At 49.6% G+C, this 15,327-nt stretch carries 14 protein-coding genes; 5 read left to right on the plus strand and 9 right to left on the minus strand.

Annotated elements, in window-relative coordinates:
* Window positions 1–19: 19 nt before the first annotated feature.
* Both JI741_RS09290 and JI741_RS09295 read right to left on the minus strand, forming a co-directional pair.
* Entirely contained in the window at window positions 20–2,524 is a 2,505-nt protein-coding gene (locus tag JI741_RS09290; protein ID WP_202008796.1) for an ABC transporter permease, read from the minus strand.
* Window positions 2,525–2,681: 157 nt separating this feature from the next.
* Complete coding sequence (locus JI741_RS09295) at window positions 2,682–2,906, minus strand: DUF6576 domain-containing protein (protein ID WP_202008797.1); 225 nt, start codon at window positions 2,904–2,906, stop codon at window positions 2,682–2,684.
* Window positions 2,907–3,300: 394 nt separating this feature from the next.
* Between JI741_RS09295 and JI741_RS09300 the strand changes: the two genes are divergently transcribed.
* From JI741_RS09300 to JI741_RS09315, 4 genes are all read left to right on the plus strand, one after another.
* Window positions 3,301–4,323: a DUF4097 family beta strand repeat-containing protein gene (locus JI741_RS09300; protein ID WP_202008798.1), complete on the plus strand. Its 1,023-nt coding sequence runs from the start codon at window positions 3,301–3,303 to the stop codon at window positions 4,321–4,323.
* Window positions 4,324–4,444: 121 nt separating this feature from the next.
* On the plus strand, window positions 4,445–5,263 hold the full coding sequence (locus JI741_RS09305; RefSeq protein WP_202008799.1) for an alpha/beta fold hydrolase: 819 nt from the start codon (window positions 4,445–4,447) through the stop codon (window positions 5,261–5,263).
* 173 nt (window positions 5,264–5,436) lie between these two features.
* Window positions 5,437–6,693 carry a hypothetical protein gene (locus JI741_RS09310; protein WP_202008800.1) on the plus strand — a complete coding sequence of 419 codons (1,257 nt, stop codon included), beginning with the start codon at window positions 5,437–5,439 and terminating at the stop codon, window positions 6,691–6,693.
* Window positions 6,694–6,916: 223 nt separating this feature from the next.
* Window positions 6,917–7,603, plus strand: coding sequence for a PH domain-containing protein (locus tag JI741_RS09315; protein ID WP_202008801.1), 687 nt, complete (start codon window positions 6,917–6,919; stop codon window positions 7,601–7,603).
* 38 nt (window positions 7,604–7,641) lie between these two features.
* On the opposite strand, the gene JI741_RS09320 is transcribed toward JI741_RS09315, so the two are convergent.
* The 4 genes from JI741_RS09320 to JI741_RS09335 form a co-directional block, all read right to left on the minus strand.
* Complete coding sequence (locus tag JI741_RS09320) at window positions 7,642–10,221, minus strand: polynucleotide kinase-phosphatase (RefSeq protein WP_202008802.1); 2,580 nt, start codon at window positions 10,219–10,221, stop codon at window positions 7,642–7,644.
* 1 nt (window position 10,222) lies between these two features.
* A complete protein-coding gene (locus tag JI741_RS09325; protein ID WP_202008803.1) occupies window positions 10,223–11,611 on the minus strand; it encodes a 3' terminal RNA ribose 2'-O-methyltransferase Hen1 in 1,389 nt (462 codons plus the stop codon).
* A gap of 79 nt (window positions 11,612–11,690) precedes the next feature.
* Window positions 11,691–12,260, minus strand: coding sequence for a hypothetical protein (locus JI741_RS09330; RefSeq protein ID WP_202008804.1), 570 nt, complete (start codon window positions 12,258–12,260; stop codon window positions 11,691–11,693).
* Between the two features lie 192 nt (window positions 12,261–12,452).
* A complete protein-coding gene (locus JI741_RS09335; RefSeq protein ID WP_202008805.1) occupies window positions 12,453–12,797 on the minus strand; it encodes a hypothetical protein in 345 nt (114 codons plus the stop codon).
* Window positions 12,798–12,872: 75 nt separating this feature from the next.
* Here JI741_RS09335 and JI741_RS09340 point away from each other — a divergent pair, with 75 nt between their 5' ends.
* Entirely contained in the window at window positions 12,873–13,094 is a 222-nt protein-coding gene (locus JI741_RS09340) for a helix-turn-helix domain-containing protein (RefSeq protein ID WP_202008806.1), read from the plus strand.
* Window positions 13,095–13,119: 25 nt separating this feature from the next.
* Here JI741_RS09340 and JI741_RS09345 read toward each other — a convergent pair whose 3' ends face one another.
* The 3 genes from JI741_RS09345 to JI741_RS09355 are packed head-to-tail and all read right to left on the minus strand — an operon-like array spanning window position 13,120 to window position 15,318.
* Window positions 13,120–14,712: a PepSY-associated TM helix domain-containing protein gene (locus tag JI741_RS09345; protein WP_202008807.1), complete on the minus strand. Its 1,593-nt coding sequence runs from the start codon at window positions 14,710–14,712 to the stop codon at window positions 13,120–13,122.
* A gap of 16 nt (window positions 14,713–14,728) precedes the next feature.
* Window positions 14,729–15,043, minus strand: a complete 315-nt coding sequence (locus tag JI741_RS09350; protein WP_202008808.1) for a hypothetical protein — start codon at window positions 15,041–15,043, stop codon at window positions 14,729–14,731.
* The gene (locus JI741_RS09355) at window positions 15,043–15,318 is read right to left on the minus strand and encodes a DUF3325 family protein (protein ID WP_202008809.1); all 276 of its coding nucleotides are present in this window, start codon (window positions 15,316–15,318) and stop codon (window positions 15,043–15,045) included. The genes JI741_RS09350 and JI741_RS09355 overlap by 1 nt, the downstream gene beginning before the upstream one ends.
* Window positions 15,319–15,327 lie beyond the last annotated feature (9 nt).

A 15,327-nucleotide genomic window follows, 5' to 3' on the forward strand; every position in this document is an offset into this window, starting at 1 on the left:
CAAAGCCATTGCTAAATCCTCACTCACTTCGAAGGGAGCCCACCGGGTTGGCCAGCGCTGTCTTCAAGGCAATGGACACAATCACACCAATAGAAATAAGCAATAGCAAAACAGGAGGCGCAACAAAAATAATCCACTCCATGCCGATGTGAAACGCGAACGTCTGCAGCCACCAATCAGCGCCTAGCCAAATCACAGGCAACGCTAGGCCATACGCCAGCAGCACAATCTTCACCGAGTCGCGCGAAAAAAGAGCGAGAATGGAAATCACGGGGGCGCCAAGCACTTTTCGGATACCGATTTCTTTTATGCGCTGCGAAACCGAAAAAATGCCAAGTCCCAACAGACCCAGGCAAGAGATCAGAATGGCCAGCGCGGTCAGCACAGAGAAGACCTGCTGAAATTGATGTTCCGTTGTATACTGCTGGTTGAAGTAGTCGTCCAGGAAAAAATATTCAAATGCATTGCCGGGAAAGGCCGTGGCATAGTTGGCTTTAATCTTGGCGATGGTAGCCGGAAGGTCTTTTGTGCTCACGCGCAACGAAATGCTCGGCCATTGCTCATACGAACCAAAAACATACACGATCGGATCGTAGGTGTCTTTCAGCGAAGTCTGATGATAATTTTTTGTGACCCCAATAATCTCTCCGGTAAATTCATCCCAAAGCGAAAACCGCACCTGCTGGTGAAGGGCATCTTCAGGATTTTCGAAGCCAAGATTTTTGGCAAGCAGTTCGTTGATAATAATTTTATTCTGTTCAGGTCTAAACGTCCGGTCACGGGGCGCTATGAGCGACGAGGCGTTGGGAAGATTTGGAAACGAGAAGCGATCGTCCTCCGTAAAATTCCGGCCCGCCACCAGCGGAATTTCATAGGTCGGAAAAAACTGATCATCCACGGTCTGGCTGTAGGCCGAAACCCGGTCAAGTAAATCATGACCAAACAACCTGATGGAGTTAACATAAGGCAACGTGCGACCAGGCACGTTCGTAGAGCGCGCCATTCTTATCACCTCGGGCAGTCTGCCCTGCAGGTCCTTGAAGTGCGTAAACCTTCCGGCAAGCGTAGAGTCAACCGCCGAGGGACCTTTCACAATCAGCATCTGTTCCGAACGGTAGCCCAGGTCCTGTTCGTGCATAAAGTCAATCTGCCTCGAAACGGTGATCGTTCCGGCAATCAGCACAATGGAAAGCACATACTGAAATCCCACCAGGCCTCGTCTCAGCCGTATTCCCGCGGCCGATTTGGTAAATTTTCCTTTCAACACAAGCGCGGGCTTGAAAGACGAGAGGAGCAAGGAAGGATAAAGCCCCACCACCACAATGCCCACCAGTAGCGTCGCCACCGGCGCCATCCAAAACGAAACGTTCGATAGTTCATGGGTCGACATCAGAATACTGCCAATGGGTGAACCACTCAGTTGTTCAAAGGCCGGAAGCAGCATCGTCACCAGGCCGGTAGCAAGAAATATCGAAATCCCATTAATCAACAGGGCATCAACAAAAAACTGAGCAATCAGTTGTCCGCGGCTTGCACCCGAAACCTTGCGCATGCCAACTTCCTTGCCGCGCTCAATGGCTTTGGCCGTCGAAAGGTTAATGTAGTTGACCCACGCAATCACCAGAATAAAAATACCCAGCAGGCCCACAAAATAAACGGTGCGCTCACTCCCGTTGCCGGCCATTTCATCTTGCAGGTGCGAGGTCAGGTGAATGGCCTCAATGGGTTGCAGATCAACCACGGTGCCAAAGCCATATTCAAGTTTCTCCTTGGCAAAGAAGGGCTCCAGAAAAGGTTGAAATTTCTTTTCCAGCGCAAGTGGGTCCGTGCCGGGAGCCAGCCTTATGTAGGTAAGAAAATCGGGCCATGCCCACATGTCTGCTCCAAAATTTTTTACGGGATACGAAGCCAGCAAATCGAAATTGAGGTGGGTGTTAGGCGGCAAATCTTTCAACACGCCCGTCAGCGTATAGCCGGTGCCATTCAAGCGCACGGTTTTGCCCAGGGCCGGCGTGTTGCCAAAATATTTCGTCGCGGTCTTTTGGGTCATCACCAGCGAGAAGGGTTCCTTCAGGCAATTGCTTTTGTCGCCTTCCACCAGGGGCAGATCAAAAATGTCGAGCAGCTCGGGGTCAGCAAAAAACAGTTTTGTTTCATCAAAGTTCACGGGCAATGCTCCGGCGGGTTCATAAGCCACCGTGGTGGCCGGCTCAAAAACAGTAGACGCCGAAATTCTGGCAGCCGCTTCAATTTCCGGAAAGCTGCCCTTCAGCGCAGGCGCCAGCGCCGGATGATTTCCTGCACCTGCCCTGTGCACCACACCGTTTTCTTCATAGCTAATCGGCAGCCGATAGGTGCGCTCGCTGTGGGCATGAAACGAATCAAAACTATGTTCCGCCAGCACATAGAGGTAGATCAAAAACACCACCGTCATGCCGGCGGTGAGCCCGGCGATGTTGATGAACGAAAACACCCGGTTGCGTAGCAGATTTCTCCAGGCTACCAGAAAATAAGACCTTAGCATATCAAGATTTGGATTGTTGGTGCTGTTGCCGTATTCCCAATATCTTGCCAGAAAAAAGGTGGTTGATTTGTGAAATTTGGTGGGGTGGTTGGGATGGGGCGTCCGTTAGTGAGCAATGTTGGTCGGGTAGATACATTCGTCCTTTGCTCATTCAACCTCAATGCCCTCCCGACAACTCATCAAGCCGTCGCCGCTCTTGTTCACTTAAACTATCCATGCCGTTCGCGGCAATCTTGTCAAGCAGGCCGTCCAACTCTTTTTGTTTCTTAACGCGCTCCGCGTTGTAGCGCTCATCCTTGGTTTCATAAGACCCGGAACTAAAATACGTTCTGTACACATACACGCCAATGCCGGCAAGGGCGAGCATAAAAAGCAGATTCATACAATAACAATTTTAGTAAAGCTCTGTAGTAGTTTTTTTATGTAGTGTCTCAATTGGGCGACATTCTTCCAAAGCCCTTCATCCAAATAAAAATACTCAACCTCTTTTTAACTGCCAATCACCCATTCATATTAAATCGCACAGCCCATGCAACCTTTCGCACCCCACAGAAGTCTTCTGGATTGTAGCTCCTTCTCCAGGGCTGCCGGGCCCTAACAGCACGTCATTTCAAAACGCTGTCCGGATTCGCTCAACGCAATGTGGAATATGGACATCTCCGGAGAAACCCGGCCTGCACAGGATCGTTCAGGGCCGTTTTGAAGCGTGGCATATAGATTGGGTTAGTGCACACTGGATCGAAATCAACTAACAACACCTTACCCCCATAAACAACATGAAAAAAATACTTTTCCTTTTTGTCGCGCTCGCCGTTAGCCTGGCCGGCCTGGCGCAAAATAGTCCCTACCTAACAAAGTCGCTGGCAAACGAAAGCGTGAGCGAAGTCTATGCGCGCACATCGGGTGGCGGCATAACCGTTTCGGGAGTCAGTGTCAGCCAAACCCGTGTCGAGGTCTATGTTCAGGGAAACAACAACCTTGACCTTTCAAAAGACGAAATCAAAACAAAGCTCGAAGAAGACTACAACCTCAACGTGTCGGTGTCGGGCAACAAAGTAACGGCCGTTGCCGAACCCAAACATCAAAACATGAATTGGAAAAAGGGCCTCAGCATTTCTTTCAAAATCTATGTGCCTCAAAATGTATCCACCGACCTCAGCACCAGCGGTGGTGGCATCGACCTCACCAACCTGTCGGGCACACACAATTTTTCAACCAGCGGCGGCGGCCTCGACCTCACAAAACTCACGGGCACAGTGCGCGGCAAAACGTCGGGTGGTGGCATCAACCTGGCCGACTCGGGTGGTGAAATTTCACTCTCCACCAGCGGCGGCGGCATCGAGGTCAGCAATAGCAGCGGTCAGATCCGCCTCAACACATCGGGCGGCGGCATCACCCTCAACCGACTCGACGGCACCATCGACGCTTCTACCAGTGGCGGCCCCGTGCGTGGCGACAACATCAAAGGCCAACTCACAGCCCACACGTCGGGAGGAGGCGTAACGTTGCGCGAACTGTCGTGCAGCGTAGATGCTTCAACCAGCGGCGGCAACATGGAAGTGGAGATTAGTCAACTCGGCAAGTTTGTCACCGTTTCCAACTCGGGCGGCAACATCAACTTATCATTGCCCGCCAACCACGGCCTCGACCTGAAGCTGCGCGGCAACAAAATCAAAACAAACAACCTCAGCAACTTCAGCGGCGAAATGGACGACGACAACGTGAACGGAAAACTCAACGGCGGCGGCATCCCCGTCAACGTCCGCAGCAGTGGCCACGTAACCGTAGCCATCCGATAAACCACCAGCACGTTATTTTGAGTGTGAAGATTAAGACAAGATTAAACCACCAAACCGACATTTCTTTTCAAGGTGTCGCTTTGGTGGGTTAATAATGTCTAGGTTTGTGCAAACAACAACCATGCACAAACTCATTCCATTTCTGGCAAGCCTGCTCTTCCTCCTCTCCTGCAATAGCAACGACGACTCAAAAGTTTCCTTTACCGAAAGTTTTGTCCAGTTAAGCACACATAAAATCACTACCTATTCCGTTGCGGCAAACAGCAACTATCTCGTTGTTTTCGAATCGGGCCTTGGCAACGATCACACCGTGTGGCAAACCAAAAACGTAGCCGAAGCCATCAGTGCCAAAATGGATGTGGTGGTCTACGACCGGGCAGGCTATGGCACCTCCACCATCGACAACACGCCACGCGACATCAACAGACTCAGAATCGAACTCGAAGCAGTCGTAAGCAAATATGCCAACGGCCGAAAAGTAATATTGGTTGGTCATTCTTTGGGAGGCATGATCATACGCGACTTTGCCGTCAAAAATCCCGACCTCGTTGCAGCCCTGCTGTTTGTCGACCCTTCGCACGAATACTACCTTCATCCCACACAAGCAGAAGAAGACGCGCTCTACAACTCAATTAACAGCAGCGCGGGTCCGGATTTTGGCGGAACAAGAGAAGCCCGGGAACTCATGGAAGACAGTCAATACACAGCCACCCTGCCCAACCTGCCAAACATTCCGGTAGTAGTGCTCACCAGCATGCAACCCGATCCCACCCACACCACGGCCGACAAACAAAATCTGTACGATGCCCACGAGCTGCTAAAAAGCGGCGTCACCGACTTCACACACATCGCCACCACCAACGCAGGCCATTTCATAATGGTAGACGAACCTGCCCTCGTGATCGACAACTTCAATTTGCTGGTTCTCAAATTGCAATAGAACTGTTGCAAACACTCAACCTCATCTCCTACACACCGCGCTCGTGCAACGGTACGCTGGGCGTCGCCAGATTAACAAATTGTTAAGCCACCTACACTGGCGCGTTTTTTGAATAATTTGGACAAAAGATTCACCTCACTTCGTCTAGCCTTACCTTGAAAACCACACCTGTTATGCGCAAGAAATTATCCCCACACAATCTCTATCGTCTGTTCACCTTTCTTATCATAAGCGCATGCCTTTCTGCCTGCTCCGAACCCGACAACAACTTCGATAGATTGCTCACGCTCGATCCACAGGTCATTCCCTACGTCGCACAAAACCATTGGGTCTACGCTACCGATGTTGACGGCAACATTCTGGATGTGAAGAAAACAAACGGCCGCGAACAACTCACCCTCACCTCGGCAAGGCCTGTAGGCAAATTCAACCTCACCATTGTCAGCAGCAGTGTTCACACAGATGGAATAACATACATTAATATAGAGACCTACGCCGATGTAGACAAAGGCTCAACATTCGCACCAATAGCTGGACTCGGTTTCTCCTGGAGTGACTCAAGTTCGGTAGACGTTAAACTCAACGGCTACGATGGACTGCCATTGGCAGTTTGGGCTGCCAACCGCAAGATCTGCTCCGTAAGGAAGCAAACCATCGTCGGCGGCACGTTCAACGCCAACCTTATCATGCGCGGCTCGCCTTCCGATCTATTGCTCATCAGCTATCGCAACGGAATTCCTGTTTACGCAAAGATGCCGGGTGCCAAAAACGGCGACCAGATTGAACTTGACATGAACAACAACTTCACACCCTTCGAACATCAGCGCAAACTGGACTTCGAGGGATACGCCAACTACGGATCCATTGCAGGTGCCTACCTCGACAACGATGGAAAACTCGCCTCTTTATTTCTCAATTTCATCGACACTCACCGCCTGGGAGACCAAGCGGCAATGGAACAACCACGGATTGGTTACATAGACGGTTTTGACACCTACATGTTGAACGTCACAAACGCCCAACCCTCGGGTTATGTAAGCTATCTCAAGCAAGGCGACATCGCCGCTTCATTTGAGTCGTTCACCATGCCAACGTTCTCGTTTAAAGTCCTCAACACCAACCTCCCCGCATTCGCCTACCAATTCTCCGAAGATTTCACATACTACACCGCCAACTTCAAATACGAAACCAACACGCTTTCCATGCACTGGAAAATCTCTGCACCCCAAGGCAGACAAATAACGCTCGGCGACATTCCTGCCGAAATCGCGGCAGTCCATCCCCGGATCCGCCCCATATCTTTTGAGTATCACGACTGCACACTAACGAAAGTGATCAGTGGCGACTCGTACCAGGAAAGCATTCTTCGCCTCCAACGCGACCTGTCGCGTGACATTGAATTGTACACGTTCTTGCCGCTCAATAATTGAGGGATGCAATCACCACACACAATTGAGTAAGTCAGGCGGGATCCACGATTAAGCATGGCAGTTGAATCCGTTCAGCTTCTCCAGTTCAATTTTGTACTTCCTCAGAAAAACCTACGCATGTAAACTCGTTCATGCAATCAACCTTTGTCTACGGGGGTCGCATGCACTTCGCGTGGTACAATGTCAAAAAATATGAGATAACTTTCGGACCAGTATTGAATCGATGAAACAAAAAATATCACTCTACGGCCTACCCCTACTGATGATTGGCGCAGCCACATGGGGATTTACAAGCAACGTGTTGCCTCCGCTGGTGTGCGGTTTTATCGTGCTCTTCGCTATTTTTGCGTTCATACAAGAGTATCGAGACCAAAAGAGCGATCAGGAATTTGCTAATATTTCGGCGCTTGACTTGCCGGTCCGCGAATCCCTCACACTGAAACCTGACAGGGAAATCATCATTTTGAAGGGTTGGATGCTTCCATCGTTTGCTGTAGCCCTTGGCATATTCTTAAACTATCCGCTGAATCTTAACGACATCAACATTATTGGAGCCATTTGTTTTGTGATAGGCCCCTATCTCCTCTACCATCTCGCTTTCGTTCAAGACAAAGTTTACTACACGCTAGACTCGCTCGGCGTTCACATCACAAGGCCACTACTGTTCTCGGCCCCCGTCACAAAAGTAATTCCCTATGGATCCATAACGGCCGTTTTGTTCACACAGTCGTTCTTTGAAGCACGCAAAAACATTGGAACAATTTGCATCGCCCACGAACACTCCGACACCGATGATGAATACTACGCCTGCAAGCTGGTCGGTGTGGCCAAGTATAAAGAGATTGCCAAACTAATTTTGGATCGTGCCAATCATGTGGCGACTAAACAGGCCGATCCATTGCAACAGTGATCAACGACTCAACCGCCATCCGGCAATGGATGCGCACACTACAACCTCGGATCCACCTCCTCACTCTCCAACGCCAACACACCAAACACACATTCATGCACTCGTCTCAGAGGCTCCTTCATCACAAAACGCTCCAAGCCTTCCACGCCTAATGCAAACTCACGCAAAGCAAGCGAACGCTTTCCGGAGAGACTTCTGTTTCTTAACCTGTCGAGGTTTTCAGACGCTGTGTATTCAGGTCCGTAAATAATCCGGAGATATTCTCTACCCCTGCATTTAACAGCCGGCTGAACAAGGCCTTTCTTCCCAGCGGCCACAAAATCATAAGGCTTAATAACCATGCCTTCGCCACCTTGTTCCGTAAGCGCCGTCCACCAGGCAACAGCATCGTTCACTTCCACCTCATTGTTAACGTCCACTATCCTGTGGTTGGTCATCAGGAATAACCCCGGGTCAGCGTCGCAGATCGACTTGATGGTGTCCATGTGCCACACGTGGTTTTTGTCAACGTGCACCGATCCTTCTGTGGCCAGAATGTGAAAAGGTGCCAGCGTCAAATCATCAGCGCTGGTCACAGGCCAGCAGTAGTGCTGATAGGCCTTTGTATAGTCGGCCACCATCTCCTGTTTTGCACTAAATCTTTGAAGCAAGTGCGCCATGCCCTCGATATTCCGTTTTGCTGTTTCGTCCAGCACCGACACCACATCGTCAAGCGCGATCTTTGCAGCCGTGCCTACGGATGCATACTGATCTTTCAACAAGGCCTGAGCCTTCACCGACCAGGGCATGAGTTCAGCATCCATACAAACCCAACCGGTATTCAGAGTTTCCCAAAAGCCCGATTGTGTGAGAGCCTCATGCACGCTGGCTATGAATTGTTTTTTAAGAGCGGTATCGTTAAAGAAATTTCGACCGGTGCGGGTGTAGCATACGCCTAAACCTTCACCGTCAATTCCAAAACGTGTGCGAATCGTTTCCTCATCTTTTCCAATAACAATCACGGCCCTCGACCCCATGTGTTTTTCTTCACAAACAACCTTCTCTATCCCCTGGCTGCGGAAATAGTTGAAGGCCTCGGCTGGATGTTCGAGATATCCTTCTGCCTTGCTCGTCTCGGAGGGCGACATGGTGGGGGGAAGATAGACAAGCCATTTCGGATTCAAAGCAAAACGACTCATCACCTCCAGGGCTGCTATTGAGTTTTCTTCCTTGATGGTGACGCTGTTCCTTAGTCTGGTGGTCACAATTCGTTTGCCCGTCACATCGTCAATGTCGAGCAAGTCGTCGTGTTCGTGCTGATGGGTTAACCCATTTTGTTGCGTCTCAAAATCAATCGGTCTCGCAGGGATCTGATAAACCGCTTTGGCTTTAACAGAAACGAGCTCCTCTTCGGGATATCGCAAGGCTGTTAACTTGCCGCCAAACACACAGCCCGTGTCGATGTCAATCGTCCTGTTCAGCCATTGTGCTTCGGGCACAGGTGTGTGGCCATACACAACCTTGGCTTTTCCGCGATATTCCAGCGCCCAGTTGTAGCGCACCGGCAAACCAAACTCGTCGATCTCGCCGGTGGTTTCGCCATACATACAAAACGATCGCACAGCGCCACTTCCCCTTCCCTGCATCTCTTCTCTCAACCCCGCGTGTGCCACAACCAGCTTGCCGTTGTCGAACACATAGTGACTCACCAGTCCGTGCAAAAAGTCCTTCAGCTCATTTTTAAATTGCTCGCTTTCACCACTAAGTTGCTCAACCGTTTTTTCCAAGCCGTGATTGACCAGCACGTTTTTTCCGTTCAGGTATCTCAGCAACTTTGCGTCGTGATTGCCGGGCACGCAAAAGGCCACACCCGACTTCACCATGCTCATCACCAACTTCAAAACGCCGGGCGAGTCGGGGCCTCTGTCAACCAGATCGCCAACAAACACGGCCCTCCTTCCTTTTGGATGCGTCACTTCAAATCGCAGGTTGCCCTCCGCTTCAGTCCTCACCACATAGCCTAACGTGCCGAGCAATTCGAACAGTTCTATAAAACACCCGTGCACATCGCCGATGATGTCGAGCGGACCAGTCACTTCTTTTTTGTCGTTGTAAAGTTTCTCTCTTTCGATCTTTTCGATGCTTTCTATTTCCTCAACAGAGCGCAACACGTGAATATGCCTAAACCCCTCGTCTTTTAACTTTCTGATAGAACGTTTCAACTGAGCGCGTTGCTGGGAGATCACATGGCTTCCAAAATCCCTGTCGGAGCGTTTTTTGTTTCTGTCTTCGCATATGCGTTCGGGCACATCCAGCACAATCGCCACCGGAATGCAATGAAACTGTCGGGCCAGTTCAGTCAGCGATGCTCTCGATTCCGACTGCACGTTTGTGGCGTCGATCACCGTCAGCAATCCACTCTTCAATCTCTTCGATGCAATGAAGTGCAGTAAATCGAACGCATCGCCGGTAGCCGCCTGATTATTTTCATCGTCCGACACCATGGCGCGACAACGATCAGACGATACGACCTCGGTGTCTTTGAAGTGCTTTCTGGCAAATGTAGATTTTCCGGAGCCACTGATTCCGATCAGTGCAACAAGAGAAAGCTCCGGTATGTTAAGTTCGTTGTTCTTCATTTCAAATCAATTTAAAAACTGCCATTTGCGATGGTCCACCCACGCCCTCCACAACATCGCCAAGAGGCTTTGTCTGCACCTCATATCTATTGCGGTCGCACACACCATTTGCCCAGGCTTCGAATTCGTGGCGCGTCCATTCAAACCGGTGATCGGTGTGTCGCATGTCGCCAGCTTTCAGGGTCTCAAACAGCGCGTTGTATTCGCGGTTTGGCGTTGTGACTACAACCGTTTTGGGGCGGGCAAATTCAAACACAACACGCTCAAACGTTTTGAGGCGATTCAGATCCAAATGCTCGATCACTTCCACAACGGCGGCGGCGTCAAACCCATCAAATCGCCTGTCGCGATAGGTTAGCGCACCTTGCATCAACGAGATGCGCTCTTTCTGCATGGGCGCCAGGTCATAGAAGTTGATGCGCTGCATCGCCTTTTCAAGTGTTCGATGCGAAACATCGGTTCCAACAATGCGAACAAATTGCTTTTCTTTCAAAAGCATCTTCAGCAGTTTGCCTTCGCCACAGCCGAGGTCGATAACCGTTTTGGCTCCCGATGCCATCAATTCACCCAGAACTGCCTTGAGTCTTTTCGTGTGGAGCTTTTCCTTTTCAACATCAACCTCGTCATTTTCTTCATTCGTCGGTGCGTCATCGCCTTCAACAAGTCTACTCAAGGCATTTCGTGTCAGACCGGCAATGTTTCGCAGATAACGTTTTGTGATTTGCTCTTTTTCAGGGTGATCGCCCAACCAACCCTGGCCCTTTTCAAGCAACTTTTCAACTTCGTGTTGGCTAACCCAATAATGCTTCTCGTTGTCGAGCACGGGTATCAAGACATACAGATGCGAGAGCAGGTCTTTCAGCTTCGTTGTGGCTTTCAGTTGCACCGTAAAATATTTGCTTTGCCCCCATTCAGAAAACTGAGCATCCAACGTGTGGCCCTGAACAGTCACTGCATATCCCAACGGCTCAAACAATTTCCGTATCAACAACTCCCCACCCTTTGGCGCCGACACTACCGAAATGTTCACCTCAAAGGGCATCAGCACATCTACTAGCTCTGGTCTGTTTGCACATTTGCCATTCATGGCCGTCGAAAAAGCTTTCGACAGCGCTACACTCATAAAAGAAGATGCAACATAAGGTCTGTCGTTCACGTATTGCCCCAGCGAAAATGATTCGGAGCCGCGGTCGCCTCCGTTTCGCACCAGGCCAATAGCATCAATGTCGAGCAGAATCGCCGCCGTGCATCTATCTTCCTGCGCCTGCGGATAGAACACATGGGCGTGTCCGTGCGACAATTCAATAGACTGCAGTTTGTCAGGATGCTTGTGGAGCAAAAAACCTAAGTCTGTTGCGGGTGAGTGGGTTGTAGTGATTGTTAGTAACATATCTCAAAAATAAAAGAAGCGCGCATGTCCTGAACGCATCACTAAAAAAAAAGGGTTAATCAGTTTCTTTCACAAGCTATCATCTCCAAAATTTCCACCACTGCTTCGGAACCGGTTCCGTTTGGAGCGTCTCTTCTTTTGGCTTATGCCTGTCAAAATCAGAAAGTTTAAAATTGGGTGTTGCATCCTCCGCCCTTTTTATATCGCGCAAAAGACTGGCCGCATCGTCTTTCAAATTTTGGATAACTGATTTTAGATCAAGGCCATTATAGCCAATATTATCAATATCATGCTTGTAGTAACCCATGTGTAATAGAAATTCGCATTTATCATCGTTCAAGCCCAGGCTATAAAAATCATCGAGAATGCGGTCGCGTGTTTCGCGCTCGTCCACAAGGTCCTGGAGATTGGCTTTCACTTTCCAAAGGAGAAATTCATCCTCGTCAAAATATTTCAGAAGCGCTTTTTTGAATTCATATCTTGCCCTGCGTTGGTTGTAGTTAAACGAAAACAAATCCAAAATAAGGGCTTCTCCCATCCGTTCTGATAGTTCTACAGATCCATAAAGCCAATGCTCGAACACTTTAATGGGAAGTTGTTCCTCAATAACCTTGAAAATATTCTGCTTAAGTTCTTCGGGTAGAGTCATCTTGAAAATAGATTACGATACAAATATCAACATCAACTGCGCAGTCTTTTTGCGTAGCGTGTCAATTCCACCGTTTTAGCCGCAAGAAAATATCAAAACAGTCGGGCAAAAGTGCGCATTTGTAACAAAAGGAAGCCTTCGATTTGATGAAGTGGAGGAGGTGCTATCTTCATTAAGTCTAGAAAATACGTTCTATGGCCGCCTTTCCGCCTTCATTTTTTTCTTTGCCTCAACTAATTCATAATACGCCCTTAGCGTCTGCTTCATCACTGCGTCGTTATCAGCTTCAATCTTTTTGCCTCTTCTTTCAAGTATTTCGGAATAGATGGCAAACTCATCATCCGAGAGGTCATCCAAACCGAGTTCCTTTAATATTAGAGAGTCCAGATGAGGCAGGAAGTAGCAATCGTCAAAGTCAACTTTGTGCAACGCGTGGAAGAGTTTGCGACTTTTTAGCTCCTCCCTGATAAGAAATAGGGTTGATTGAGTGTCCTCCGACAGCCTTACTAATGGATACCTAAGATTTTTGGATGGCATAAATACATGGTTTATATACCAATATACCCATTTTGGACATATGTCCAAAGTGGTTGTATGGTCATATTTGTTTGAATGGCCAAACGCAAATCAAAAACTGAAAAGCCTGTCTACAATAGGATCAAAGAAGTTTTGGAAGATCTTAACAAGTCTCAAACTTGGTTAGCCGAACAGCTTGACGTAGACTTTCAAACCGTTACCCGGTATGCCAATAACCACCGTCAGCCAACAATTGAGAAACTATTTAAGATAGCAGCTATTCTGAAAATCAATCCTCGTGAGCTTTTGAATAGCTAAACTTTTCAAGGCATAGCCACTGGCGTCACCCAACGCTCACTTCTACCATTTCAACAACGGCCTTCGTGCGTTTCTTTTTTATCTGCCACAGCGCCAGGAAGCTGAACAGCGAAAGCGTAATCCAAAGAAAATCCACTACAAAAAAATCAATCCTTCCATCAAACACGCACAACCAAAACCAGTTGCCCGTAACAACACCATTCACCACCGGAACAAACAATCCCAGCACTGCACCACTCCACAACGTCACACTGTTGGTTCTGGCATTATTGCGCCACCCGCTGCACACCACAGCAAGCACAAGCCACACAATAAAATACACGGAATACAGCAGGGTTTGTCGCTCTGCATCAAACTCACTCGGAACGAGCTTCGTCACAATAAACGACAGCGCCGTTACCGGATACATCGCCAAACAAATGCTGAGGAAAATGTGGCCGACCATGCGGTTAAATTTCTTTTGCTTTTCGGGAATGCTTTTTTTGTTGCGAGCCTCCAGCCACACCAGGATGCCGGTAATCACCACAAAGCACGACAGCAACCCAAGCCAGAAACTGACATAGCGCAACCCTGTGCCCGCATAGTCGCCATAGTGAAGGCTGTATAACAAATGTTTCACCTTCTCCACATACGAGGCCCCTTCGTGCGGGTCGCGGCGATGCACAATTTGGTTGCTGGCCACGTTCAGGATCAGTTCGCCCTGGCTGGTCAGCTGCACGTTGTTGGCCAGGTGGCCTTCGGCCAGCACATGCATGCCTTCGTCGCCATAGTTGTGCACAATAATTTCGGCAACATGATAGTCGTTCCACTCGTGGTGCGCGCGATCCATGAAGGCGTTGATGTGGACCGGAGCTGCCAGCGGCTTGTGTTTGAATTCGAATTGCTGGTGGTTGTAGCCAAGGTCGTCATAGACCTTAGCATCGTCGCCGTTGTAGAGCACAAGGGCATTGGGAATGAGCAACAAAATGTTGATCATAAAAAACGCACCCGTCACGGCATAGATGGCCTGAAACGGCAGGCCTATAGTGCCCAGCACGGTGTGGGCGTCGGTCCAAACGGTTTTCAGTTTTTCGCGTGGGCGGAAAAGATAAAAGTTGGTCACAATCTTTTTCCAATGCACCAGCACGCCCGTGAGCACGGCAAAAAACAAAAACAGCGCTGTGAAGCCCGAAAGAAAATATCCGGTCGGGTAAGGCACCTGCGCAAAGAAGTGAAGACGGTAGAGGAACTCGCCCAGCGTATAGGAGTTTTCGTACGAATAGGTTTTAAACGTCTCGGAGTCGAGGTAAAGAAAGTCGCCTTCGCGCCCTTGCTTGTTCAGCAGGGTGTCTTTGGAGGGCGTGAGGTAGACCGACACGCGGCGCTCGTCGTTGGGTCGGGTAATGGTGATGTCGCGACCGTAGAGGTTATATTCTTTGTGAAGGGTGTCGAGAGCCTGGTCCAGGTCGAGGTCAATGGAGGTGCGCACGTTCACCACATCGCCGCGTTCCCAGTTAATAATCTCGTTGCGAAAAAATGCGAAAGAGCCGGCGAAAAAAATAACGTAAACCAGCACACTGATCACGATGCCGCTCACGGTGTGCAGGTCGAAAAAAATATTATACGATCGTTTCTCCATCGCCTGTGTTGAAATGTTAGTGGTGAACCACCATGAACCCGGGGTTGTATGTTTTGCCGAGATAGATCACCACGGCACACAGCGCGGTGAGTAAAATATAAAGGCCCCACACCTTCCAGCCGTTGCGCGCCAGAAACGCCAGCACCATCAACACCGCCCAGAGAATGAAAGCCGTGAACGTAGCGGTGATGATAACGTTCACATGGTTGAGCCACGACGCCAACGCCAGGTGCACCGCCATAGACAGCATGTAGCCACCCAGAATGGCCGCCGTAATTTTGGCAAAGCGCTGGCTGCGCGATGCGGTGAGGTGTTTTGGATTGGCCGGCATTAGTGCGCGCGGGGATTAAGCGGACAAAGAAGAACCATCGTGCTGCCCACCACCATCAACACCACCACAGCTTCCATAATGCCCGCACCCAACCCATCGCGCATAGCAAAGAGCGCAAACGATGCGAGCAAAAAGGCAACGCCACACACTTTGGCAAGTGTGCGGCGTGCTTGAAACCAGCGGCTGATGGCGTCGCTCCAGACCCGCGCGCGTTGAGAACTGTTATACAACAGATAGAATCCCAACACCTGCAGTCCTATATACAGAACGATCATCGCCTGAAA

It is taken from the genome of Chryseolinea lacunae (assembly GCF_016735595.1).
GTDB lineage: Bacteria > Bacteroidota > Bacteroidia > Cytophagales > Cyclobacteriaceae > Chryseolinea > Chryseolinea lacunae.

What these genes read in the sequence shown, in the direction of transcription:
- JI741_RS09315 (WP_202008801.1), top strand. Translation starts at nt 6,917, where the DNA reads ATGAAACAAAAAATATCACTCTACGGCCTACCCCTACTGATGATTGGC.
- JI741_RS09320 (WP_202008802.1), bottom strand. Translation starts at nt 10,221, where the DNA reads ATGAAGAACAACGAACTTAACATACCGGAGCTTTCTCTTGTTGCACTG.
- JI741_RS09330 (WP_202008804.1), bottom strand. Translation starts at nt 12,260, where the DNA reads ATGACTCTACCCGAAGAACTTAAGCAGAATATTTTCAAGGTTATTGAG.
- JI741_RS09325 (WP_202008803.1), bottom strand. Translation starts at nt 11,611, where the DNA reads ATGTTACTAACAATCACTACAACCCACTCACCCGCAACAGACTTAGGT.
- JI741_RS09300 (WP_202008798.1), top strand. Translation starts at nt 3,301, where the DNA reads ATGAAAAAAATACTTTTCCTTTTTGTCGCGCTCGCCGTTAGCCTGGCC.
- JI741_RS09355 (WP_202008809.1), bottom strand. Translation starts at nt 15,318, where the DNA reads ATGATCGTTCTGTATATAGGACTGCAGGTGTTGGGATTCTATCTGTTG.
- JI741_RS09345 (WP_202008807.1), bottom strand. Translation starts at nt 14,712, where the DNA reads ATGGAGAAACGATCGTATAATATTTTTTTCGACCTGCACACCGTGAGC.
- JI741_RS09310 (WP_202008800.1), top strand. Translation starts at nt 5,437, where the DNA reads ATGCGCAAGAAATTATCCCCACACAATCTCTATCGTCTGTTCACCTTT.
- JI741_RS09335 (WP_202008805.1), bottom strand. Translation starts at nt 12,797, where the DNA reads ATGCCATCCAAAAATCTTAGGTATCCATTAGTAAGGCTGTCGGAGGAC.
- JI741_RS09350 (WP_202008808.1), bottom strand. Translation starts at nt 15,043, where the DNA reads ATGCCGGCCAATCCAAAACACCTCACCGCATCGCGCAGCCAGCGCTTT.
- JI741_RS09290 (WP_202008796.1), bottom strand. Translation starts at nt 2,524, where the DNA reads ATGCTAAGGTCTTATTTTCTGGTAGCCTGGAGAAATCTGCTACGCAAC.
- JI741_RS09340 (WP_202008806.1), top strand. Translation starts at nt 12,873, where the DNA reads ATGGCCAAACGCAAATCAAAAACTGAAAAGCCTGTCTACAATAGGATC.
- JI741_RS09295 (WP_202008797.1), bottom strand. Translation starts at nt 2,906, where the DNA reads ATGAATCTGCTTTTTATGCTCGCCCTTGCCGGCATTGGCGTGTATGTG.
- JI741_RS09305 (WP_202008799.1), top strand. Translation starts at nt 4,445, where the DNA reads ATGCACAAACTCATTCCATTTCTGGCAAGCCTGCTCTTCCTCCTCTCC.